This window comes from Halalkalibacter alkalisediminis, assembly GCF_028610705.1.
GTDB classification, from domain to species: Bacteria; Bacillota; Bacilli; order Bacillales; family Bacillaceae_D; genus Halalkalibacter; species Halalkalibacter alkalisediminis.
In genome coordinates, this window is the sequence record NZ_JAQQWT010000003.1 from 123,275 (window position 1) to 146,533 (window position 23,259).

Annotated in this window: 22 protein-coding genes; all 22 read right to left on the bottom strand. The window is 37.3% G+C overall.

Features of this window, described 5'->3' with window-relative positions:
- Window positions 1-2: 2 nt before the first annotated feature.
- Window positions 3-1,112: a prenyltransferase/squalene oxidase repeat-containing protein gene (locus tag PQ474_RS05450; RefSeq protein WP_273841030.1), complete on the bottom strand. Its 1,110-nt coding sequence runs from the start codon at window positions 1,110-1,112 to the stop codon at window positions 3-5.
- 99 nt (window positions 1,113-1,211) lie between these two features.
- On the bottom strand, window positions 1,212-2,087 hold the full coding sequence (locus tag PQ474_RS05455) for a carbohydrate ABC transporter permease (RefSeq protein WP_273841031.1): 876 nt from the start codon (window positions 2,085-2,087) through the stop codon (window positions 1,212-1,214).
- A 134-nt stretch (window positions 2,088-2,221) separates the two neighbouring features.
- Window positions 2,222-3,115 (bottom strand): ABC transporter permease, encoded by an 894-nt coding sequence (locus PQ474_RS05460; RefSeq protein ID WP_390185954.1) that lies wholly within the window; start codon window positions 3,113-3,115, stop codon window positions 2,222-2,224.
- A gap of 498 nt (window positions 3,116-3,613) precedes the next feature.
- On the bottom strand, window positions 3,614-5,161 hold the full coding sequence (locus PQ474_RS05465; protein ID WP_273841033.1) for an extracellular solute-binding protein: 1,548 nt from the start codon (window positions 5,159-5,161) through the stop codon (window positions 3,614-3,616).
- 91 nt (window positions 5,162-5,252) lie between these two features.
- Window positions 5,253-5,408 carry a hypothetical protein gene (locus PQ474_RS05470; RefSeq protein ID WP_273841034.1) on the bottom strand — a complete coding sequence of 52 codons (156 nt, stop codon included), beginning with the start codon at window positions 5,406-5,408 and terminating at the stop codon, window positions 5,253-5,255.
- A gap of 70 nt (window positions 5,409-5,478) precedes the next feature.
- Window positions 5,479-6,015, bottom strand: coding sequence for a pectinesterase family protein (locus tag PQ474_RS05475; RefSeq protein WP_337956345.1), 537 nt, complete (start codon window positions 6,013-6,015; stop codon window positions 5,479-5,481).
- 36 nt (window positions 6,016-6,051) lie between these two features.
- Window positions 6,052-6,204: a hypothetical protein gene (locus PQ474_RS05480; protein ID WP_273841035.1), complete on the bottom strand. Its 153-nt coding sequence runs from the start codon at window positions 6,202-6,204 to the stop codon at window positions 6,052-6,054.
- Between the two features lie 369 nt (window positions 6,205-6,573).
- Window positions 6,574-8,874: a helix-turn-helix domain-containing protein gene (locus tag PQ474_RS05485; RefSeq protein ID WP_273841036.1), complete on the bottom strand. Its 2,301-nt coding sequence runs from the start codon at window positions 8,872-8,874 to the stop codon at window positions 6,574-6,576.
- Window positions 8,875-9,116: 242 nt separating this feature from the next.
- Window positions 9,117-9,941, bottom strand: a complete 825-nt coding sequence (locus PQ474_RS05490) for a sugar phosphate isomerase/epimerase family protein (RefSeq protein ID WP_273841037.1) — start codon at window positions 9,939-9,941, stop codon at window positions 9,117-9,119.
- 39 nt (window positions 9,942-9,980) lie between these two features.
- Window positions 9,981-11,501 (bottom strand): glycoside hydrolase family 28 protein, encoded by a 1,521-nt coding sequence (locus tag PQ474_RS05495; RefSeq protein ID WP_273841038.1) that lies wholly within the window; start codon window positions 11,499-11,501, stop codon window positions 9,981-9,983.
- Entirely contained in the window at window positions 11,494-12,195 is a 702-nt protein-coding gene (locus tag PQ474_RS05500; protein ID WP_273841039.1) for a rhamnogalacturonan acetylesterase, read from the bottom strand. The genes PQ474_RS05495 and PQ474_RS05500 overlap by 8 nt, the downstream gene beginning before the upstream one ends.
- A gap of 173 nt (window positions 12,196-12,368) precedes the next feature.
- Entirely contained in the window at window positions 12,369-13,118 is a 750-nt protein-coding gene (locus PQ474_RS05505; protein WP_273841040.1) for an NAD-dependent epimerase/dehydratase family protein, read from the bottom strand.
- A 144-nt stretch (window positions 13,119-13,262) separates the two neighbouring features.
- Window positions 13,263-14,666, bottom strand: coding sequence for a glucuronate isomerase (uxaC, locus tag PQ474_RS05510; RefSeq protein ID WP_273841041.1), 1,404 nt, complete (start codon window positions 14,664-14,666; stop codon window positions 13,263-13,265).
- Window positions 14,667-14,866: 200 nt separating this feature from the next.
- Window positions 14,867-15,697 (bottom strand): 5-dehydro-4-deoxy-D-glucuronate isomerase, encoded by an 831-nt coding sequence (gene kduI / locus PQ474_RS05515; RefSeq protein WP_273841042.1) that lies wholly within the window; start codon window positions 15,695-15,697, stop codon window positions 14,867-14,869.
- Between the two features lie 32 nt (window positions 15,698-15,729).
- The gene (gene kduD, locus PQ474_RS05520) at window positions 15,730-16,488 is read right to left on the bottom strand and encodes a 2-dehydro-3-deoxy-D-gluconate 5-dehydrogenase KduD (protein WP_273841043.1); all 759 of its coding nucleotides are present in this window, start codon (window positions 16,486-16,488) and stop codon (window positions 15,730-15,732) included.
- Between the two features lie 112 nt (window positions 16,489-16,600).
- Complete coding sequence (locus PQ474_RS05525) at window positions 16,601-17,359, bottom strand: DeoR/GlpR family DNA-binding transcription regulator (RefSeq protein ID WP_273841044.1); 759 nt, start codon at window positions 17,357-17,359, stop codon at window positions 16,601-16,603.
- Between the two features lie 274 nt (window positions 17,360-17,633).
- Window positions 17,634-18,953 carry a diaminopimelate decarboxylase gene (gene lysA / locus PQ474_RS05530; RefSeq protein ID WP_273841045.1) on the bottom strand — a complete coding sequence of 440 codons (1,320 nt, stop codon included), beginning with the start codon at window positions 18,951-18,953 and terminating at the stop codon, window positions 17,634-17,636.
- 325 nt (window positions 18,954-19,278) lie between these two features.
- Window positions 19,279-20,772, bottom strand: a complete 1,494-nt coding sequence (locus tag PQ474_RS05535) for a spore germination protein (RefSeq protein WP_273841046.1) — start codon at window positions 20,770-20,772, stop codon at window positions 19,279-19,281.
- Entirely contained in the window at window positions 20,756-21,331 is a 576-nt protein-coding gene (gene spoVAEA / locus PQ474_RS05540) for a stage V sporulation protein SpoVABEA (RefSeq protein ID WP_390185904.1), read from the bottom strand. The genes PQ474_RS05535 and spoVAEA overlap by 17 nt, the downstream gene beginning before the upstream one ends.
- 5 nt (window positions 21,332-21,336) lie before the next feature.
- Complete coding sequence (gene spoVAE, locus PQ474_RS05545; protein WP_273841048.1) at window positions 21,337-21,690, bottom strand: stage V sporulation protein AE; 354 nt, start codon at window positions 21,688-21,690, stop codon at window positions 21,337-21,339.
- Between the two features lie 2 nt (window positions 21,691-21,692).
- Entirely contained in the window at window positions 21,693-22,697 is a 1,005-nt protein-coding gene (spoVAD, locus tag PQ474_RS05550) for a stage V sporulation protein AD (RefSeq protein WP_273841049.1), read from the bottom strand.
- 14 nt (window positions 22,698-22,711) lie between these two features.
- Entirely contained in the window at window positions 22,712-23,170 is a 459-nt protein-coding gene (gene spoVAC / locus PQ474_RS05555; protein WP_273841050.1) for a stage V sporulation protein AC, read from the bottom strand.
- Between the last annotated feature and the right edge of the window lie 89 nt (window positions 23,171-23,259).

A 23,259-nucleotide genomic window follows, 5' to 3' on the forward strand; every position in this document is an offset into this window, starting at 1 on the left:
CATTAAAAGAATGAATAAAATGGTTCAGCACTCTTAATAGGTTTTGCGTCTATGCCCGCTAACTTATAACACTGTAGCCTAATTAAAGTCGCTTGCGTGCTCGCATTCATGTCACCTTCATAGAGCCCTTTTCCTAAGTACACTGGTTCTGGCATGTTCGGATAAAACGCTCCTTTTTTTACTTGAGCAACATTAGGAGCGGGAGGTGAATGATCAAGCTCTCTCGAAAAAGCTCCATCCTCTCTTTTTAACTTGCTCATATTCGCGGTCGTAATATGGAGAATCTCCAATAATTCCTCAGTCGGAATGGACATATTCATATAAGAAAGTAAATCAATTGGGTTTCTAATGTAGCACATATCAACGGCTTCTTCAGTACGTAAACATGTTAGAATACTTTGATAGATTTTCTTTGTATTCGGCATGGGGATTTTGAATTTGTTATAAAATGTGTGAAGCTTAAATGTCCCAGAAATACGAACATATAAACTTCCACCACCCCATAACCCTGTCTCTTGATCTTGAATAGAGGCTAAATAACTGACAGCTTCTTTTAAGAATGGTTCACGATCTGACTCGTTCATCTCGCCGATATACACACATGAAGTTGCAAGAAGATCACACCCTCTCCAACTATTACTTAAATCAATGCTTCTCCACTTTTCCAAATACGATTCAGGTGTATTCACATAACTTGGAGCTGCCTTTGCTTTTAGTGGTAAAGGATAAAGTGGTGCACTCCCCATCCTTTTTAATGAATGAACAGAATAATTGATCGCTCGATTAACCATGACTTCATCTTTTGCCATCGCGGGATTTTCATCATAGAAAAAACCTGATTCAGCTACTTGTTTACCTTGAAAAAAACGAATGATTTGTTGTTTCATTTGGTTTGGCATTGAGTGAAGCAAATCATTTCGAATAAGCATATTTAATGCTTGAGCTGTGGATTCGATATCAGGATTAAAGGAATGATCCTGAATGGAACTTCTCGCATAATAAAACCCACCAGTTGATGGATGATATTGTCCAGCTAACCAACGAAACAATCCTTGATATTGAAGATCCATTTTATCTAAAACGCTTTGAAGGTCTTTAGTATTTCTCTCCATCTCTCCACCTGCTTTCCTATCATTTAGTTTCATCTATAAAATAAAAGGTTAATATCACTATTAACCTTTTATTTCTATTTGTTATTCTAACTCAACTGCTTATCCTTTCATTGAACCAATTAAAGCTCCCTTTGCAAAATACTTCTGCAAGAATGGATAAACAATTAAGACAGGGATCGTAGCCACTACGATGACCGCCATTTTAATCGTAATCTCAGGTGGTGGAACACTCGTGAATTCAGCTCCATCATAGTTCAATCCACTTGCCAAAACGACGATTTGTCTTAAAAGCACTTGAACTGGCCATTTTGAAGAATCACTTAAATATAAAATCGCGTGCATGTATGTGTTCCAATACGTTACTGCATAGAATAAAGAAATCGTTGCAATCGCTGGCATCGAACAAGGAATAACGATTCGAAATAGGATTCCAAAATCACTACACCCATCAATTTTCGCTGATTCTTCCAAGCCTGCAGGGAGATTTTGGAAGAAACTTTTTAAAATGATCATATTAAACGCATTAATCGCTACGGGAACAACTAGGGCAGCTAATGAGTTAAGTAGACCTGTTTGCTGAACAACTAAGAAAGTAGGTATCATTCCACCATTAAATAACATCGTGAATACGATAAAGAACATGATGAACCTTCTTCCAACTAGATCCTGGCGTGAGAGACCATAAGCTGTTAACGTTGATAAGAACATACTAAAAACTGTTCCACCGACTGTAACTCCTATTGAAATCATCATCGCCCTCATAACGGTGTCAGTAGAAAAGATATATCTATATGCGTCTAAACTCCAAACAGTAGGAATTAAGACGAAGCGTTTCTCCGCGAGTTCTGCGCTTGTTGTAAATGATGCTGCTAATACATGGATAAAAGGTAAAACACAAAGCAACGCAATGATTGCTAAAAGCGCAACATTTGTAAAAGTAAATAGGCGACTGCCTAACGACTTATCTCCAACCATAATCGTTCCTCCTTAAGTGTATGTGGTGCTATAAAGAAAGCCAGTTAAAATTCAAGAAATTTCAAAAAGGAAAACCGCCTTTTTATTCAAGATACTTTAAAATCAAAAACCAAACCGCCTTTTAAAATTTCTTTCTAGTAAACCCCTTCTTCGCCAGCTTTTTTCGCTAACCAGTTAGCAACCATAACAAGGATTAGTCCAACAATTCCTTTGAAGAATCCAACTGCTGTACTATAACTAAACTGTCCTTGTTTTAAACCAGCTGTGTAGACATACGTATCAAAAATTTCCCCTACTTCACGGTTAGAAGCATTTAGTAATAGATAAACATGTTCAAAACCTAACTCTAGTACATCACCAATTTTTAGAATTAGTAGAACAACAATAACACTTCTAATAGCTGGTAATGTAATGTGCCATGCTTGACGTAAGCGGTTAGCTCCGTCCATTTTCGCTGCTTCATATAACTGTGGGTCCACTGCAGCAATCGCTGCTAAGAAAATGATTGTTCCCCAACCAGCTTCTCTCCAAATAACTTGTATAATATACATCGGACGGAATGTATCAGGGTTCATTAAGAAGTTAATTTTTTGAAAACCTAATGCTTCTAAAACAGAGTTAATAATTCCTCCATCTAATGTCAACATAACAAAACTAATAGAAACAATAACAACCCAAGACATAAAGTGTGGAATGTAAATCAAAGTTTGAACACTTTTCTTAAACATTTGATTTCGAACTTCATTGAGCATTAACGCAATGATAATAGGAATCGGGAAGAAAACCAATATCTGTAAGGCGAATAATACTAATGTATTTCGAAAGATCATCCAGAACTCTGGACTCGTAAATAACCGTTCAAAGTGTTGAAAGCCTACCCACTCACTACCTGTAATTCCTAAATAAGGTTTGTAATCTTGAAATGCAATAATTAATCCGTACATGGGGATGTACTTATATACAAAGAAGTACAGGATCCCCGGGGCAATCATTAAATAAAGCCACTTATTCTTTTTAATTTTCCTCATTAACTCAGCCCGTTTATCAACTTTCGGTAATGGTGTTTTTGATTTTTCTAATGAAACATTGTTCTCCATTTTCAACTTCCTTTCTAATTAAGATCATGATGCTTTTCCTGACGCTAAATGTAACCGCTTTCTAATTCACATATTAAAGCTCTTTTTCCATTACATCTATAATCATTACGTTATAACAGCTCGAAAACCTTGATAATCTAAGGGTTATTTGCAGTGACTGAGATTGTGATTACTGAGAAACTCATTTAACTTCAAGATGATATTCCCTCTCCCAAAACTAATAAGCTAGCACTTGTAATCTGATATTCTTCTTCTTCAAAAGAGACAATGGTTTTTGATAATCTAACGTAATGCCTATCAAATAACTACCCTTCGACTGAAAACAATATATATGTAATTTTCTTTAAATGCGAAAAGGCACTGGGTAACTTAAAAACAAAGTAAAAAGGGGATGACTCTTTCAAGTCATCCCCTTTTCTTATCATTCTCTTAGTTTTGTTCTTGGTAAGAAGCGTTGAATTCTTCAATGATCGCATTTCCACCTTGAGATTTCCAGTTTTCAACTGTAGCTTCAAAGCCTGCTTGGTCTGTTTGGCCAAGGATGTAACGAACAGTTGCATCATCAATCATTTGCTTCAATCTATCACCATCGCGAATAAACGTATCGGAATCAAGTGTAATTGTTGGATTTTGAATTAAATAATCATTGTTATCTAATACAAGCTGATCCGCTTTTTGTCTTACTTCATAATCAGTATAAATCATGTACCTACCATTTGTAGCTGGCTCACCAACTTCAAGCGTTAAATAAGGTCTTACTTCTCGATCAATTTTTTGTTGATCTTCTGTGATAGGAGAAGCTTTACCATCAACAACCTCATAATGCTCTCCCTCTATTCCCCAGTATAGAATGTTAGCAATCTCTGGATTCATTAGTTGATCATAGAAGCCTAAAATGCTAAGTAATTTTTCCTCAGATTCAACAGCTGATTTAGGGAACATAACCAATTCACTGAAACCAGGAATTGCCCATATACCAAATTCTCCATCAGGTCCTACGACGTGATTTTGAACATCAAATTCAATATCTGGATTTAATGCACTTGCGTCATTATATAAAGATGTTACATCTTCCATAGAACCAACATACATACCAGCTGTTCCATTAGTTAACAATGCAACTTGGTCTTGTTTACTAGTAACAGGGAAATCTTGATTAATATAACCATTTGAATGCATTTCACGATAGAACTCTAATGATTCAATGAACTCTGGGAACATGAACTCTGGTAATAGCTCTCCGTCTTTTTCGCCCCACTCATGAGGAGTACCGAACCAAGAAGCAATTGATTTATAACCTCCATAAACTAAATCACTACGGTCTGCTAAACCAATTGTATCTTTACGACCTGTTCCATTTGGATCATCTTCAGTAAATGCTCTTACCATTTCCATAAATTCTTCTGTTGTTGTTGGAGCTTCAAGTCCAAGGTTATCTGCCCAATCTTTACGGTAAATTATACCTTGACGTGATAAAGGTCTTCCTTGGTACACACCATAAAGCTTACCATCTACAGCTGTATTCGCTAAAATTTCTTCATTTAGATTGCTAAGATATTCAAACTGGTCAAGGTATGGGCCAATTTCCCAAAATTGGTCATTTCGAATAGCATCTTTAAATTGATTTAATTGAGCAAACCCTACACGAACTGCTTCAGGGAATGAACCTGTTGCAAATGCTGTGTTTAATCTTTCTTCATAGCTACTGTCAGGAACCCACTGGATATCTAATGTATAGCCTGTTTTTTCTTCGATTAACTCTTGAACTTTTTTAGCTGGTGTTTCAGCTGTGTGAAGATTCGTCATAATTGAGAATTCAATTGGTTCAATTGAATCTACAGATACATCCGCACCACCCTCTGTATCTGCTGGTGCTGGAGTATCGTTTGAAGCGCTTTCATTATTGTTACAAGCAGAAATTAAAACAAGTACCAGTAACGTACAAAAAATAGTTAAAAGCTTTTTTGACTTAAACATTTACTAACCCCCACAATTATTATATTTTGATAGTACCATAATTGAAGATCACGAGAACATTCAATTTCGAGATTCATAGACATCCAATGTGCTATTTTCCTGGGTTCCAACCATCTAATATACTAGTCTTCGTATATCCGTTGGCCTCATCATCTGTTAGTTGATTTCTACAAATATTTTCTAGAACACCAGGTCCAAAATTCTTATACTCATAGAAACGAGCATCGGCTGCCAAGAATCCTGACATATCCGTCCAACCTATAGGATGAATATGAGAACCGAGATAACATTTCATAAAGACTACATTAGCAATCGCATCAGGATCGCCTCCTGGATTGCCACGTTCTACCTAAATAGACAGTATGATCTTGAGCATTACTAGTTAGTTTACATCTTAGAAATAAATATCCATATTCTTGATGTCTCGATGTACTAGCTGCTGTCACATAACCATTTACTTCTAAACCGCGATCTAGAGATTCAATTTCACACTCTTCAAATACAGCCTGAGCTGCCCCAAAAATAAAGTCAACATTGCCTCTCATGTAACATTTGTAAAAGTACTGAGTACCAGAATTTGCATAAAGTGTATCCTGATGACCGAGAAAGCGAACATGTTTAAAGATCATCCTTCTTCCACTTGTGTAGGCAGCTACTGCCTGTTTGCCATTAACATCTAGCGCGTAGTCAAAAGAATTCTCTATCGTTAGATTTTCAGCCTTGAAATCATCTGCAAAAACATACATACTCGCACTCCCGCTTGTTCCATACAGTTTTCCACAGTCTTTTTGCTTACCTGCATAATAATCATAAGTAATAATGGTTGTTTTAGCATTTTCCCCAATTAACGAAATGTATGGTTTTGTTTTTGGGACTCGAACAACTTCCTTCTAGACTCCAGGTTTAATGAAGATCGTAATAGGTTCACTTTGTTCTGGCACTGTGTCAATTGCTTTTTGAATGGAACTAAAATCTCCCATTCCATCTTTAGAGACAATCAAATAACGTAGCTTTCCTTCAGATTGTTTTCTTTGATGTTTCAATTTCCTCCACCAACTAATGATGAAAAGGAAAGCACCGAACTACAACCCGCAAAACCTGAAAGCCCTTTCATAAATCACCCCCATTACTTATTTACAGTAACAATCCGATGTTGAAATCATTAGAAATAAATAAGTTGTTACGTTGATGTTAATAGAATTCTGTGGTGAAGTACATAATCATCAACTCATCATGTAAGCACTTACATACCGTTATATCAATGATTACAGACAAATCTGATCTAATGATTATGCGTAGTAGCTTTCCTTTTTCCTATTTAATACACTTTCAAAAGAGGGCATACTCCCTTCACGTCAAAAAGCATCTTGAAATTTGGTTGTCTCCAACCTAATCCCAAGATGCTCTCCTGATTAGGATATTTTTTTGTACTTTTCACGATACTGTCCTGGTGTCATTTCCTCTTGTTTCTTAAATGATCGGATAAAATTTTGAGAGTTCTTATATTTAAGGTTTTCTGCAATTTCTTTAATCGTCATATTTGTTTCGATTAACCACTGTTTTGCTTTTTTGAAGCGATACATAGCTAGATATTCACTAAATGTGTAATTTGTTTCTTGTTTAAAAACACTGCTTAAATAATTCGCGTTATAATGCAGCTTTGATGCACATTCTTCTAATGTAATATCTGTATCGTAATTTTTATGAATCAAATCAATGATTTTTTCTGAAAGGTTATGAAACTGAGACTCTTTCCGATCATGGAACACTTTGACCAATGGCAAAATTAATCGATCTTTAAACCATTGCTCAATCTCTTCCTTCATTTGTAGTTTTAGTAACTCTTCATAAAGCGAAGCATGAAACACTTCAATTTGTTGAAAACTAACCCCACTTTCTTGTTTAACCATTAACAAATTGTTTAACAAACGCATCATTGATATTTGATACTCTCTTGGTGATTGTGTGTTTTTAAATGCTTTCGTCATCCAAACAGAAAGGAATTCTAGTGATTTTTCTTCATCTGCTAATTTTATAGCAACTAGCAACTCTTCTTCGGTGCGCTTAGGATAATCAAAAATAACAGAGTGTTTTCCCGAGTTGATACTGCTAAAGTGAACAATAACTCCTTTTCCCAACTGCATTCGATGCTTAAGTGCTTCTATTCCTTCCCTATACCCTCGTTTTGCTTCCTTTATCTCAGAGAACGGCATGCTCACTCCAATACTAACTGTCATGTTAAGTGTATTCTTAATATGACTTTGTACCTTTTCAGTTACCTCATAGACCGTATCTTTTATAACATCCTCATTTTCGTTAAAACCCATTAATATAACTAACGTTTGATCAATCCATACGGTTGGAAGTCTTTTCTGCCTATCAATCGTTTCTTCAACGATATTTTTTACCGCAAAAGATATTTTTTCAAGATCCATAGATTCGTAACTGTTTTTTTCAAGACCATCTACGTGTAATGTACAAACCGTCATCTCTTTCCAATTTCCGACTACTTTATCCAACTGAAAATAATTTAAATTCTCAGTAATTTCACTCGTTTTGTAGTTCCCTGTAAATAAACGATCAAGGAATAATGACTTAACTTGTTGAGTGTGTTCTCGTAGCTCCACTTCTAAATTAGCTTTAGAAGAAAATAGGTCATTAATATGTGCTTCAATGATTTCCAATTCATTTTTCTTGTTCCGATCTTGATCGGGCCAATTCTTTTCAATATATCCAACTAATTTATTGACAGGTGAGTACAATTTCCGACTAATGATCCAGATATATAGGATACATGTTAGGACGATGAAGGTAATGACAAAGAACGTAAACCAACCGATCTTCTTACTTTCTTGCGTTAGCATATCAATTGAATTAAAAGAAATATAATTCCAGTTGTTAAAATCAGATTTATTATACGTAACGGTATATGGATATTCTTTCGATCCAACATCAAACTGACCTGTTTTTTCTGTGAACCCATCGAGGGAATCAATGTATTTCGTATCTAATAAGGATTTTCCAATTAACGATTGATCTCGATGAACGATAATTTGATAGTTTTCATCCGTAATCATTACTTCATCGGAAAGTTCATCCACATTAATCATTTCAGCTAAACTGCAGCTTGGAATATTAGTGAATGCCAGTCCATACTTAGAACTTAATTTAGGTGGAAGTTTCTTTACTAAACTTATTGTATGAGGGCAATTCCGTCCAGAAATCGGCTTCGAAAAAGCTTCATTTTCTAGCAATAGCCATGTAGTATTATGCTCTAAATCAAGATAGGATAAGTAAACCTCTTCATCAGGGTGTTCATTCAGTCGAGACAAACCGGAGTTATTCACAATCCAGTTTTCTTGAAAGTTTAAGAGAATGACCTCGTCTACTTTAGTATCAAAGGATCTGATATTACTTAACTCTTGTCTTAACTCTCTATAGATCGAGAAATCTTCTGCTAATAATGGTCTTCTAATGACAGAATCCATTAAAGGTGAATCAATTGTGCTACTTACACTATGATGGACCGTTACTAACACTTGCTCAATATTTGATTGTATTTGTCTAATAATTTGAACCTTTTCATGATTCACTTTCTCCTGTATATGTTTTGAAGATTGGACATACGAAAAAACACCTACTATTATGACAGGAATGATACTGGCAATGCTCGCAAAAATAATTAGTTTCGTAAGTAAGCTCTGATTTCTCATAAAGCAACCTCCTTTCACTTTGTTATAGCTTCTCTATTGATAATATTTGAAAGGGCTTTCATAACAATTAGGAGAAATATGTCACATAATTGTTGTAATTCATGAAATTTATTATAACATAACATCCTCATTCCATGTTTATCATTATCAAACATTACGAAAAAGTCAGCCACTCTTTAAAGAGGTCATTGAAAAAGGTAGAGGTTTACCTTTTCAATGGCCTCCTAAGAGTGGCTGACTTTTTATACGTGCGAACGCATACGTTCAATGAATTCTTTTACCTCAAGCATTTCCTCAGGTTTCGTATGTTCCATTATAATGTCGCACATAGGCTTATTTTGGTTTAATAATTTTAAATACAACTCATAATTCATTTTTCCTTTACCAGGGGTTACAGTTTGGATTTCTCCCTTTTCATCAATCATACGGTCTTTTGCATGACAGGCAACAATCCGGTCTCCTAAAAGGTCAAAGGCCTCTTGAATGACTTGATCTTGGTTGTGAAAATTCTCCACTGTTAATAAGTTCCCTGGATCTAATACAACCCCAAAATGAGAAGAGGGCAATTCATCAAGCATTTGTTTTAATGCTTTTGCCGTACCAATTAAATGTCCATTAGCTGGTTCAATTCCAATTGTTACTCCCCACTTTTCTGCTTCCTCTACTAATTCTTTAAGAGATACTTTTAACGTTATCCAATCTTGTTCAGTAAAATCTTCGTTTGGTATTTTCCCTACTTCTACCGCAACAATCGGAGCACCAAATAATGGAGCATAACGAAGGATTTCCTTAAAACGTGCAAGGTTCTCTTCTCTTTTTTTTACATCTCGATCAAACAGATGTAGATAACAAGCGAGAATGGATATAGAAACCTCGTTATTGTTGAATTCACTTGCAATATTCCTCACTAATCCAGGACTTAACATTCCTGGTTTTTGAAATTCATAATCGCTGATCGCTTTCCAGATTGCTAACTGCACATGTTCAATCCCATAAGATCCAACTGTTTCGGCTAATTGTTGATAAGGTTGTTTCCCAAACAAATGAGCTAATACTCCTACTGTCACCTGAATTCCCCCTTGTATACTTACATTTGTAACTAAGAATTAAAGTTTAACCTGCTCGCTGTCCACTTCAGTTGCAATCGAAATGGACTGTAATGCGGAATTACTCATAATCTCTTTCGTCTTTACTCCTGATATATAGAGAAAAGGTTTGGCATTGCTCTGACTACTAATGTCTTTCATTTTGATGTTCCGACCATTATGTAATGCAAACAATGCTCCATTTTTTACATTCATTACTATATTTGAGAACATAGCACCGATACATTCAGAGCATACAATTCCCTGTTGTGAAGTAATGGATAGATTGTGAAAAGTCAGGTTGGCTAACGGCATCTCTGGAAGACCATTTACTTTAATCGCGGTTTTAGCACCTTTACATATGATATTTCGAATATCAATATTTCGAAATATTGGTGTTTTCTCCGACACCTTTTCATCTGTTAATACTTCTTCTCCATCAAGTTCATAGAACATATGAAAGACAATCGCTTCATTCTTCATATTCATCATTCGAATTCCATCTATGGTGATCTTCTCAACGATCCCCCCTCTACCACGGGTACTTTTAAATCGTAGGCCGACATCTGTTCCAAAAAACGTACAATCACTAATGTGTATATTTCGAATTCCCCCGGACATTTCACTCCCGATGACAAATCCACCATGTCCGCTATATACTTGACACCCTCTAATCGTTATATCCTCACATGGTTTAGCTATCGTACGCCCAGCCTCATCCTTCCCAGATTTAAGACAGATTGCATCGTCCCCAACATCAAACGTACAATTTTCAACAAGCCCATACCGACAAGACTCCAAGTCAAGACCATCTCCATTTTGAGAAAACCACGGATTACGGACTGTAATATTTCGAACCGTGATTTGTTCACATATCCATGGATGCAAACACCATGCAGCTGAATTTTGAAAAGTCGGCCCTTCAATTAAAATGTATTTGCTTCTTCGTAAGCTTAATAGATTAGGCCTCAAAAAGTCTCGATATGGCTCAAAGTCTTCAATTTTCTTGGAACCACTCTTACGAAGAGACTGAAAAGCCTTTTTTCCCTCTAGTGCTTGTGCAGTAGGCCACCAAACTTCCGACTCAACAACTCCACCAGATTGCGTTAATTTCTCCCATTCCGATTCAGTCATTTTAAAACGTTTTACCGGCCTCCAAGCTTCACCTGCTCCATCAATGACACCGTTTCCGGTTATCGCAACATGTTCCAATCCTTCTCCATCTAATGGTGACCTGCATCTGACGGTTTCTTCCCCTTCAAAGGAGGATAGGATTAATGGGTAGTCATCAAAATTAGAACTAAACAGCAGCAAAGCACCTGCTTCTAAGTGCAAATTAAGTTTACTTGTTAATTGAATCGGACCTGTAAACCATACACCGGCAGGAATGATTACCTTCCCACCACCAGCATCTTTACATACTTCTATTACTCTTTTAAACACAGATGAATTATCAAAGATTCCGTCTCCAATAGCACCATAATCAGTTATTAAATAGGATCTATTTGGAATATCCGGTAAGGTAATTATCTGATCAGCCATCTTCATAGGTACCTCCTTCAGTTATATATCGAGCTAAGGGTAAGCTCTGTTCTGTAATTCCTTCTATAATTAGTTCAACCATTTCCCGAGCTCCATATTCAGAAAAATGAGTATCATCCTGAATACCTTGAACATAATTTGGATGTTCTCCAGGTTCAATCCATAAAAATAGCTGTTTCGTCTGATCTGGACCTAGTTGTTCAAAGAGGATTTTGCTTTTCAAAGTTAAATCGATAAGCGGGACATTTTTTTCTTCTGCGAGTTTTTTCATAGCAACTGGGTATTGACCGTGCGTTTCAATAATACGTCCATCATCATCAAAGCTTCTTCTTTGAATAGAAGTTAAAAAAATGGGATGAGCCCCTTTTTTGTGTGCCACCTCAATGTAATGTGTAAGATAGTATTTATAAGACGACTCAGGATCCGTATAGCGTTTTTTATCTACTTTTGCATCGTTGTGCCCAAATTGAATGAGAAAATAATCGCCCGGCATTAGTTGTGCCTCAATGACCTTTAACCTTCCCTCATCTATAAAGCTTTTTGAGCTTCTTCCAGATGAAGCATGATTATGAACCGTTACATTTGAGGTAAAGAACCTTCCCAACACTTGTCCCCAACCTGCTCTTGGTGATCTTGATTCAGCATAACTCGAAGCTGTAGAGTCACCTGCTATAAAAACATTGATGTTTGACATATGCCACCCCCGTATTTATGTCTGATTATATGGAAGGACTGAAGGTACGTAAATAATCATTACATTAGGTGACAAGCAAACGCTTGATAGCGCTTGCTCGAGGACGGATAATCATTTCCTCAGTAGAGAAAAATCGCAGCATTAGTAGATCCCCTACATCTTTTGTATCATTTTTATAAAATATCTGTCGTATCCTCCATGGAGCGGTAACCTAGTTCTGTTTTAGCCTTTAACATATCCCACGGCTTCCCTGGGTTATCCGACACACCATAGTAAGTACCAAATGGTAGGTTGGAGTCAATCGCAGAAGTAAAAAGCCCAATCAAATCTGTATCTGTTAGTAAGGTCTTTTTTAATCGATCGTTTGCTTCTACGTCCTCTTTAGACACATCTTTCGGCACAGAACCAATACGAATGTTCATGACAGAAATCCCTTCTTCGGCCGAAAAAAGAAAACCAATCTGCTCAGAGGCAAACTTTAAAACACCATATAATCCCCGTGAGCAAGGAACATCATTTACATTAATCTCTCTTCCAAGCAGGGAATTTCCATTTTCTTCATAAAAATCTGTCACATGATTCGTACTAGCAAAAATGACTTTTGGGATCTTCCTCAATGTGGCTGTATGTAGGATGTAATAAGTTGCTTTAAAAAAGATGTCAGTCATATGTTCGAATGTCTCGACTTCATCGATCGCATGTGAGGTTTCTGTATTCAATAAGTTTATAAGGACATCTGCTTCTGGTACTTTTTCTGTAAGTTCATGTAGGTTCGTTGCATCCACTTCTATAAAATGTGCATCACTTACTTCTTCATTTTTCTGTTGATCCATAATAACGACCTGATGCTCATTTTTTAAAAATGCTTTTGTAAGAATAATGCCAACAGTACCTGCACCACCGATTATTACTATTTTTTTCATTTCACACACTTCCTTTTTAAACTTTAACCATCCAATAGGTTTTCCTTTTAAAAGATAAGTATGTAAAAAATAGACCATATTAAAAAAGCTACTGAAAAAGGTGACGTACCTTTTTCAGTAGCCTCAGTTAATAATGAGGACAAACTATTTAATCTCAAAGTAGTTATTCGCATTTGTGAAACTAATGTTTTGCACCATGTTTCCTAATAATTGATAATCTCTAGGTGCTTCACCCGTTTCCACCCAAGTTCCAACCAAATCACAAAGAATCCTTCTAAAGTACTCATGTCTTGGATAAGACAAGAAGCTTCTTGAGTCTGTGAGCATTCCAACGAAACTACTTAATAAACCTAAGTTGGCAAGATCACTCATCTGTTTAACCATACCATCCTTCTGATCATTAAACCACCAACCTGAGCCAAACTGAATTTTACCATTAACCCCACTAGATTGGAAATTTCCAATTGCAGTACCAATAACATAGTTATGAACTGGGTTTAAGTGATATAAAATCGTTTTTGGTAACTCATTATTTTTATCAAGCTCATTTAAAAAAGCATTCAGGGGTCTTGCTAAATCTAAATCGTGAATCGAGTCAAAGCCCGTATCTGGTCCAAGCTTAGAAAACATCCGCTTATTATTGTTGCGAATAGCCCCAATATGAAGCTGCATGGCCCAACCAAGTGAAGCATAAAGTTTTCCTAAAAATAATAGAGTATGAGTTTTATATTTCATTTCTTCACTTTTAGAAATCGCTTCTCCACTTCTTGCTTTTTGGAAAATGACCGAAGCCTCTTCAAATGTACATTCCTCAAAAGGAACATTCTCAATGCCATGATCCGAAATACGACAACCAACTTCATGGAAGAAATGTGCTCTGTTTTCAATAGCTGCTAGTAAATTTTCATAGTTTACAATCTCAAGATCAGCTGCTTCACTCAATGATTCAATATATTGGTTGAATGTAGGTCGAGCAATCTCGACAGCTTTATCTGGACGAAAAGCAGGAACGACCTTTGTTTGTATCGCTGGATTTTCATGAATCGCAACATGATGTTCTAAACTATCAATTGGATCATCTGTTGTCCCTATCACTTTCACGTTAAATTTTTCAATAATCTTTTGTGTCGTAAACTCATCCGTTTCTAATAATTGATTACACTGGTTCCAGACTTCTTCACTCGTATCTTCATTTAAGAGCGTATCCACACCAAAATAGCGTTTTAACTCCATATGTGTCCAATGGTAAAGCGGGTTACCAATTGTATGCGGCACTGATTTAGCCCATTGTTGAAATTTTTCTTTGTCGGACGCTTCACCTGTAATGAATCTTTCGTCAATACCAAGCGTTCTCATTGCTCTCCATTTATAGTGGTCACCATGGAGCCAGATTTCAGACAAGTTGTTAAAAGAGCGATTTTCAGCGATTTCCTTAGGACTAAGATGACAATGATAATCGTAAATCGGCATTTCTTTCGCATAATCATGGTAGAGTACTTTTGCTGCCTCACTATTTAGCATAAAATCTTCGTGTATAAATGGTTTCATTATTAGTTCCTCCCTTAAGTTTCCCTTTTATAACAACGTTGTTATTTTTGTTGAAAAGGTTTTCAAACTACTTATTCATCTATCTTACTTTATTTTAAGTAACCAATCAACCCTTTAATAATGAGATTGTTCATATATTTGAATCCATTTAACCTTTAAAGAAAGGTTAAATGGATTCATTAGGTAGGTAGTTATTTATTTTACTTAAGGTCTTCCATTTTTACGAAATCCATATCGGTAAATGTATAATTTTCACCAGCCATTGCCCAAATAAACGTATAGTTTTTCGTTCCGACACCTGAGTGAATGGACCACGGAGGTGAAATGATCGCATCTTCATTTTTAACAACTAGATGGCGAGTTTCACTAGGTTCCCCCATGAAGTGGAACACTCTTGATTCTTCATCCATGTCAAAGTATAAGTATACTTCCATTCGGCGATCGTGAACATGTGCAGGCATTGTATTCCACATGTTGTTTGGCTCAAGGAGCGTCATGCCCATCATCAGTTGACAGCTTTGAAGCCCACCGTCATGAATGTATTTATAAATTGTTCGGTTATTTGATTCACTATCAGATCCAAGCTTTGTTGGTTCAGCATCTGCAATCGGAAGTACTTTCGTTGGATACTCTTTATGAGCTGGAGATGAAACAAGGTAAAAACGAGCTGGATTAGCCGCATCTTCACTATGGAATGTTACTTCTTTTTTTCCTAACCCAACATATAAACAATCGCGTTTATTTAACTCAAACTCTTCACCATCAACAATAACTTTCCCTTTAGGACCAATATTAACGATTCCGATTTCTCTTCTCGCTAGAAAGAAATCCGTTTTGAGTGCATCGCCTGCGTCTAATTTTAACGCTTGACTTGTTGGGATTGCACCTCCGACTATAACGCGATCATGGTGTGAGTAGACCATATTAATTTTACCGCTTTCAAAAAGTGATTCAATTAGAAATTCGCTTCTTAATTTTTCCGTTGTATATTGTTTTGAATCTACTGGGTTTGCAGCGTATCTAATTTCCATTTTGTCTATCCCCTTTATTAGTTTACTAGATTTTAAGAGCTCATCCATCCACCATCTACACAAAGTACATGTCCATTAACATAGCTTGAAGCTTCTGAGGCTAGGAAAACAATAGGACCTTTTAAATCTTCTGGTTTCCCCCATTCGCCTTTTGGAATACGCGAAGTGATATAGGTATTTCTTTCTTCGTTTGCTCGTAATGCTTCCGTATTATCCGTCTCCATATAGCCCGGAGCGATAGCGTTTACATTTATTCCTTTACTAGCCCATTCATTCGCTAATGATTTCGTCAATCCAGCAACCGCATGCTTACTTGCTGTGTATGCAGGTACTCTCAATCCGCCTTGGAAAGATAACATTGAAGCTATATTGATGATTTTTCCAGACCCATTTTCAAGCATGTGATTACCCACTTCTCTGCACAATTGAAATACAGAATTTAAATTGACATTAATCACAGCGTTCCAATCATCATCTGAAAAATCTGCAGCTTCAGATCGTTTAATAATACCTGCATTATTTACTAAAATATCAATTTTACCAGCCTCACTTACTGCATCTAATACTAGCTGTTTGGCAGCAGCAGGTTGAGATAAATCTGATTTTATTTCATAAAATTTACGGCCAAGCTCTTCAACTTGCATACGCGTTTCCGACATATCACTTATACCAGCACCGATGACATCTGCTCCTGCTTCAGCTAATCCTACTGCCATTCCTTGCCCAAGTCCTCTGCTTGCTCCAGTAACAAGCGCGACTTTCCCATTCAATGTGAATGATGATTGTGTCATCATACGACCTCCTATTTAAACATCAAAAGTCTCTTTATGTTCATTTAAGTTCGTTACAGTTCGATTATAGCACCTAAATGAACCTGTAGCAATATTAGATTTTCAAAATTATTTAACTAAATATGATCGGAATTGACATTTTCTCTAATCGTTTTTGGACTTCTTTGTCCAATCTTCTATCAGTTATAATTTCATCAATATCATCTAAGGTAGCAAATTGAATTAAACCCACTTTTTCAAACTTAGTGGACTCGGCAAGGAGCGTCACGCATTCAGCACAGTTTATGATCTGTCTTTTCCACTCCACATGAAAACTATTAAAAACCGTCAAGCCGTGCTCAATGGAGACGCCAGTTGCACCAAAAAATAAACGATCTACTCGAATACGTTTTAATAAATCTGATGTCTGCACACCAAACAGTGACGAGGACGCTCCTATTCTTGATCCACCCAGAACCATTAATTGAACTTTTTCTTTATCGAGCAACTCATACGCAATTTTAATATCGTTTGTGATAACCGTTACAGGGAATTCCCCAAGTAATTTAGCAACTTGTAGAGTGGTACTCCCACCATCCATTAAAATCGTTTCATTTGGCTTCATTAAATCCAATGCTTTTCTAGCGATGTTCCCTTTCCTTTCGTTGTTACTTGATTGCCTTTCGTTTATAGGAAAGATTCTAACTTCTTCTTCTTGCAGTACTGCACCGCCATGTATTCTTTTTAGTAGTCCTTTTTTTTCTAGAGCTTCTAGATCAATTCGGATTGTTTTTTCTGTCACGCCTAGAACAGCACTTAATTCAGCAACTTTAACAACCTTATTTTTTTCTAATTCTTTTAGTATTTTTTCAAAGCGTTCAACTGAGAGCATAGATATCCTCCGTAGACTTTATAATATGTATATTATCGAACTAAAACAAACATTTGTAAACCTGTTTATTTTTTAAATATTGAAAAGAACCGTTACTACTTTCTTGTTAGGGGTCTCTACTATTAAGGCAATATAAATGATTAATCGGTGTATAGTTGAATGAATAATAGCTGTTTTTGAAGATACTTACAATGCCCTCATATATGACACACATATTTTCTCGAAAAAAACGAGTGCTTCCTTATTGGAAACACTCGTTTTTTAAACCCTATATCTATTTTGATACCTTCTTAGGTAATGGTAAATCTAAACGAACAAGGTCTTCATATCGTTCGCGCCTAACCACTTCAAATGCATCGCCGTTTTCAACAAAAACAACAGCTGGACGTGGAATTCGATTATAGTTATTTGCCATCGCATACCCATATGCTCCTGTGCAAAAAACAGCTAGGATATCTTCGTGATTCGCTTTAGGTAATGGTAAATCCCAAATTAACATATCGCCACTTTCACAACATTTACCAGCAATCGAGAACGTTTCTGTCGCTTCCTCATTCGCACGATTTGCTAACACACCTTCATATTCAGCTTGATACAAGGCTGGGCGTAGATTATCACTCATGCCCCCATCAACAGATAAATAATCACGAACATTCGGAATATGTTTGTGAGCTCCAATTGAATATAAAGTTGTCCCTGCATCTCCAACAAGCGAACGACCTGGCTCAATCCAAATTTCAGGCATCGTTAGATTCGTCGCCGATGCTTTCTCTTTCACTACCTCAATCATTTTTCTCACATATTCTCCAACTGGAAGGGGTGTATCTCCTTCTATATAACGAATACCAAAGCCACCACCTAAGTTAAGCACACTAGGAGTGAAATTGAATTTTTCTCTCCACTCTCCAATTAATTCAAATATCTTTTCAACCGCCATTACAAAACCGGTTGTTTCAAAAATTTGTGAACCGATGTGACTGTGGACACCAAGTAAGTTTAAGAATTCATCCTCATGTGCTTGTTGTACTGCCTCATGTACTTGACCGCTTACAAGGTCAAATCCAAATTTTGAATCTTCTTGCCCAGTTGAAATATAATCATGCGTATGAGCCTCGACTCCAGGGGTAATTCGGAGAAGAATTTCGATACGATGCTGACGTTCTTTACAAATGCGGCTTAATTCCCGAAGTTCATAGAAGTTATCGACAACAATACAACCTATTCCAGCTTCAACTGCCATCTCAAGCTCTGCTATGCTTTTATTGTTCCCATGAAAATGAACACGTTCCATTGGAAAACTAGCTTCAATCGCCGTGTAAAGCTCACCACCCGAAACGACATCAAGGCTTAACCCTAACTCATCAGCTAGTTGAAACATCGCTAAACAACTAAATGCTTTACTTGCATAAGCGACTTGAAAAGGGACCTCTTCTGCTTTGAACGCTTCTTGGAATTGCATCGCACGCTCGCGAATAAGAGCCACATCATATACAAATAAAGGGGTTCCGTATTTTGCTGCGAGGTCAACTGTATTTACTCCACCAATCTCTAATTGGCCTTGATTATTAATCCGACTCGTTCCGTGTGTGTACATGTATGTCTACTTCCTTTCCTTGTTGAATCCTTAAAAAAGCAGCTAATGTGGGTCCACTAGCTGCTACAAACTGCACAAAGTAACCTCTTCGTATATTCGTACAAGTTGTTACATATCTATATGCAAGTTCACCTTAACAATCTATTAATCGTACAAGATTTATAAAATTATGAGTATAACTTTATCACACTAAATCAATATGAGCAAGAGTTCTAAAAAGCTGTTAAATAAAGGGAAATTCAACTTACATTTTTTACTACTAACTCGCTTCTTTCACTAATTTCTATTCAAAAAAGCTTTGCAAAATTGCAAAGCTTTCTCTCTACTACTCCGATTTAACTTTTTGCTTAATTGGATCTTGTGGGTTAACAATCCTTGGCCGAAATCTGACATTAGGTACAGATGCTCGAACTAATATTGACCACATAGCCGGTGGATCAAATGGAAGAAACGGCCACAAATAAGGCTTTTCAAATGTTTTGATCGCGGCAAGTGCCAAAATAAAAAGAGTCGTTCCAATAATAAAGCCTGGAGCTAAAAAGGCAGCTACGGCCAGAATCATGATAAATCTTGTTGCTCGCAATGCCACCCCAAGTTCATAACTTGGTGTAGCAAACATTCCGACTGCTCCAATCGCAACATATAAAATAACTTCCGGTGTAAAATAACCGACCTGAATCGCTATCTCCCCTATCAATAAAGCTGCGACTAAGCCGAGAGCCGTTGCAAGTGGAGAAGGCGTATGGATCGCTGCCATTCTTAACAATTCTATCCCCAGTTCGGCAAAGACAATCTGTAAGAAGATTGGAATGTTATTCGTTTCATTCGGACCGATAAAATCAAGTCCTGCCGGAAGCAAGTTAGGCTGCATAACAAGTAATAGCCAAAAAGGCAAAACCAGTAACGAGAAAATAATGCCAATAAAACGTGTCCACCTTAACAGCGTTCCGATAAAGGGAGCTTGTCGATATTCTTCCGCATGCTGTACATGATGAAAAAAAGTAGTGGGGGTAATAATGACACTTGGTGATGTATCTGTCATAATTAACACATGGCCCTCTAATAAATGATTCGCCGCCACGTCAGGTCTCTCTGTATATCGCACAAGTGGAAATGGATTAAAACCTTGTTTAACTAAATACTCTTCAACGATTTTATCAGCCATTGACAAACCATCAATTTTAATGGCCTCCAGTTCCTTTTTTAATATTTTGACCATCTTTGGGTCCGCAATTCCATCAATATAGGAAATACAAATGTCGGTTTTTGATCTTTCTCCTACCTGCATGATTTCATTACGCAGACCCTCATCACGAATTCTACGACGAGTTAAAGCTGTGTTTAAAATGATGTTTTCCGTATATCCATCACGAGCACCTCGAACAACTCTTTCTGTATCGGGTTCTTCAGGTCCTCGTCCCGGATAGCTCCTTACATCTACTACAATTGCTTGGTCTTCTCCTTCAATTAATATGAAGATAAGACCTGACAACATTTTGGTTACTGCATCTTCTAACGTGTTCGTGTACTCTACTTGAACATGAGTTAAATGATTCGTTATTGCCTGTTTAATATTCGTTGTTTCAGTTTTGCGACCACGCGCATCTAACTCCATTAACTCTTTTAACAATTCAATGATGTATTGAATATCACATAGTCCATTTACAAAGTAAATTTGGATATGTTTGTCAAGAATCGTTAAAGTTCGAATACCTACATCAAAGGACGTTCCAAAACCAAGTCGCTTCTTAATCTCTGCTTCATTTTCAACAATGTTTCGAGATATCGGGGTCTCTTTTTTTTCATGCACGTGACTCATGATATCCGCTCCGTTCCAAAATAATTTCTACTGCTTGCTTTGTGATCGGGGCACCTTTTTTGATCGTATCAAATCCTGCCATTTTTCCTATGTCTCCCACCCCAACGACCACTGGGAGGTCTAATTCATCTAAAATATAAACCGTATCGCCATTTATTCTTCCTATTTCCAAATCTGGTAGTCCCTCTTTATCGACTCCAAATTCTGTTAAGTTACCGTAACGATCTATACTTACATCAACATGGGTCCATTCACTTGAGTGTGTAGAAGACGCCACTGCAATGGCGCCCAACACGTCAATTTGTGGATGTAAGGCCACATGTTGCATCGCTTTTTCTCCTAATCCCATCTCACGTTGTCCACAATCATCAAACATAACCAATACGGGATCATAAGGAGTCTGTAAAATAAGAGAGACGATCTCTTCCCCGCTAATTGGGGTCGGGTTTCCCCATGAGTAACTAATACATCTTCCACCTATCTCTTCTGCCGCCAACTCTACCACTTTCCGTGCATGCTCATCCCCATCCGTTACTAAGATCACTTTTCGTCTCTCCACTTTCATCACCCCTTTGGTTTAAAGAATATCGCTACTAAGAAGCTAAATAAAATAGTTGAAGAAATCCCTACAGAAGTTACTTCAAATACACCCATTCCGACTCCAAAAAAACCATATCGATCACCTTCAGACATCGCTCCATGAACAAGTGAATGTCCAAAACTAGTAATGGGGACCGTGGCTCCTGCACCAGCGAAATCAATTAATCGGTCGTACAGATGGAACCCATCTAGCAAGGCCCCAACAACAACTAGCGTACTGAGCGTATGAGTAGGGGAAAGTTTGCCTACATCCATGAGCATTTGCCCTATGAAACAAATCAAACCTCCTACTACAAAAGCTGCTACATATTCAAACATATCTATTCCTCCCGTTCAAATGACACTGCATGTGCGATACAAGGGATCGACTCTTTTTGCTGTATCATTAGAGGACTTAGTAGGGCGCCCGTAGCAACAACTAACATTCGCTTAATTCTCCCCCGATTCATTTCTTTCAGTAAGTGGCCAAATGTCACGACAGCTGGACAAGCAGCACCGCTTCCACCTGCAAAGACAGGTTGTTCCTGGTGATAAATCATTACACCACAATCCTCATAATGATCTAACTGTATTCCCTTATCTTGTACTAGCTTGCGCAAAATCCCACTTCCTACACGTGATAAATCCCCTGTAACAATGACATCGTAATAAGACGGATCACGTTTCGTCTCTTTCAGATGTGTGACAATGGTATCAGCTGCGGCAGGTGCCATTGCTGATCCCATGTCAAATGGATTTTTAATTCCCAAATCCTTTACTTTTCCAATCGTAGCTTCTGTCACTCTAATAGCAGCAGGCTTGGTCCCTACGATGATCGCGCCCGCCCCTGTCACTGTAAAAGTGGCCGTATCAGGGCGTTGCCCCCCAAATTCAGTTGGATTTCTAAATTGTCTTTCCGCTGTTGCATTATGACTGCTAACGGCCACAAGAGACGTTTTAGCTACTCCTGTATCAATAAAGAGAGAAGCTAAAGCTAAGCCTTCCATTGCCGTCGCACAAGCAGAAAACAATCCTAAATACGGGATTTCTAACTCCCTTGCGTAATAATTAGATGTCACAATTTGATTAAGTAGGTCTCCAGCTAAGAAATAGTCAATTTCTGAACTCTTTTTCTCGGCATGTTTTAATGCCGTTTCTACGGCGTCTTTCATTAAGCGCCGTTCCGCTAACTCCCAGTTTTCTTCTCCTGCATATAAATTGTCATAACAAACATCAAAACTATCCGCTAAGGGTCCTTTCGATTCTTCAGGACCAACTGCCGTTCCAGTTCCCTGTATGTAGACAGGATTGTGAAAATGCCATGTTTGCTGTCCACGTCTTTCCAATCCCAACACGCCCTTTACGAATTAATTAACATTTCGACAAGCAATCTCGTTAAACTCACCAAATATGCGGAAAGAACTCCAAATGCTATAACGGCCCCTGTTAACTTAAACATATTGGCTCCGATTCCAAAAACAAGTCCTTCGCTTTTATGCTCGAGAGCAGCACTTGTCATGGCATTCGAGAAACCTGTAACAGGAACAAGTGAACCAGCACCAGCAAATTGGCCTAATTTATCATAGACACCAAAACCTGTTGCTAATGCCGCGAGTAGGATCAAAGTCGCTAGAGTCGGACTCATAGCTTCCTCTTGGGTAATCGGCAAGTATGTCATATAAATTTGACTAATTCCATGTCCTAACGTACAAATTAACCCTCCTACTACAAACGCCTTTACACCATTTTTAAAAATATGGCTCTTTGGCTGATAGAGCTTTATATTTTTTTGATATTGTTTCTGCTCATCCTTACTCAACTAGAAGCCCCCCTTTTAGAAGAATGATCAATCAAACTCTGATCTAGAAATTCACCATATTTCACTCATTTTGATATAACGTTAGTATG

Bases quoted from the DNA above. Each gene is read 5' to 3' on its own strand.
- PQ474_RS05535 (WP_273841046.1), bottom strand. From the start codon at position 20,772: ATGAGTCACGTGCATGAAAAAAAAGAGACCCCGATATCTCGAAACATT.
- PQ474_RS05470 (WP_273841034.1), bottom strand. From the start codon at position 5,408: ATGTCAGGATTCTTGGCAGCCGATGCTCGTTTCTATGAGTATAAGAAT.
- PQ474_RS05525 (WP_273841044.1), bottom strand. From the start codon at position 17,359: ATGCTCTCAGTTGAACGCTTTGAAAAAATACTAAAAGAATTAGAAAAA.
- PQ474_RS05505 (WP_273841040.1), bottom strand. From the start codon at position 13,118: ATGAAAAAAATAGTAATAATCGGTGGTGCAGGTACTGTTGGCATTATT.
- PQ474_RS05500 (WP_273841039.1), bottom strand. From the start codon at position 12,195: ATGTCAAACATCAATGTTTTTATAGCAGGTGACTCTACAGCTTCGAGT.
- uxaC (WP_273841041.1), bottom strand. From the start codon at position 14,666: ATGAAACCATTTATACACGAAGATTTTATGCTAAATAGTGAGGCAGCA.
- PQ474_RS05465 (WP_273841033.1), bottom strand. From the start codon at position 5,161: ATGTTTAAGTCAAAAAAGCTTTTAACTATTTTTTGTACGTTACTGGTA.
- lysA (WP_273841045.1), bottom strand. From the start codon at position 18,953: ATGTACACACACGGAACGAGTCGGATTAATAATCAAGGCCAATTAGAG.
- PQ474_RS05450 (WP_273841030.1), bottom strand. From the start codon at position 1,112: ATGGAGAGAAATACTAAAGACCTTCAAAGCGTTTTAGATAAAATGGAT.
- PQ474_RS05495 (WP_273841038.1), bottom strand. From the start codon at position 11,501: ATGGCTGATCAGATAATTACCTTACCGGATATTCCAAATAGATCCTAT.
- spoVAE (WP_273841048.1), bottom strand. From the start codon at position 21,690: ATGTTTGAATATGTAGCAGCTTTTGTAGTAGGAGGTTTGATTTGTTTC.
- PQ474_RS05455 (WP_273841031.1), bottom strand. From the start codon at position 2,087: ATGGTTGGAGATAAGTCGTTAGGCAGTCGCCTATTTACTTTTACAAAT.
- kduD (WP_273841043.1), bottom strand. From the start codon at position 16,488: ATGACACAATCATCATTCACATTGAATGGGAAAGTCGCGCTTGTTACT.
- PQ474_RS05485 (WP_273841036.1), bottom strand. From the start codon at position 8,874: ATGAGAAATCAGAGCTTACTTACGAAACTAATTATTTTTGCGAGCATT.
- kduI (WP_273841042.1), bottom strand. From the start codon at position 15,697: ATGGAAATTAGATACGCTGCAAACCCAGTAGATTCAAAACAATATACA.
- PQ474_RS05460 (WP_390185954.1), bottom strand. From the start codon at position 3,115: ATGAGGAAAATTAAAAAGAATAAGTGGCTTTATTTAATGATTGCCCCG.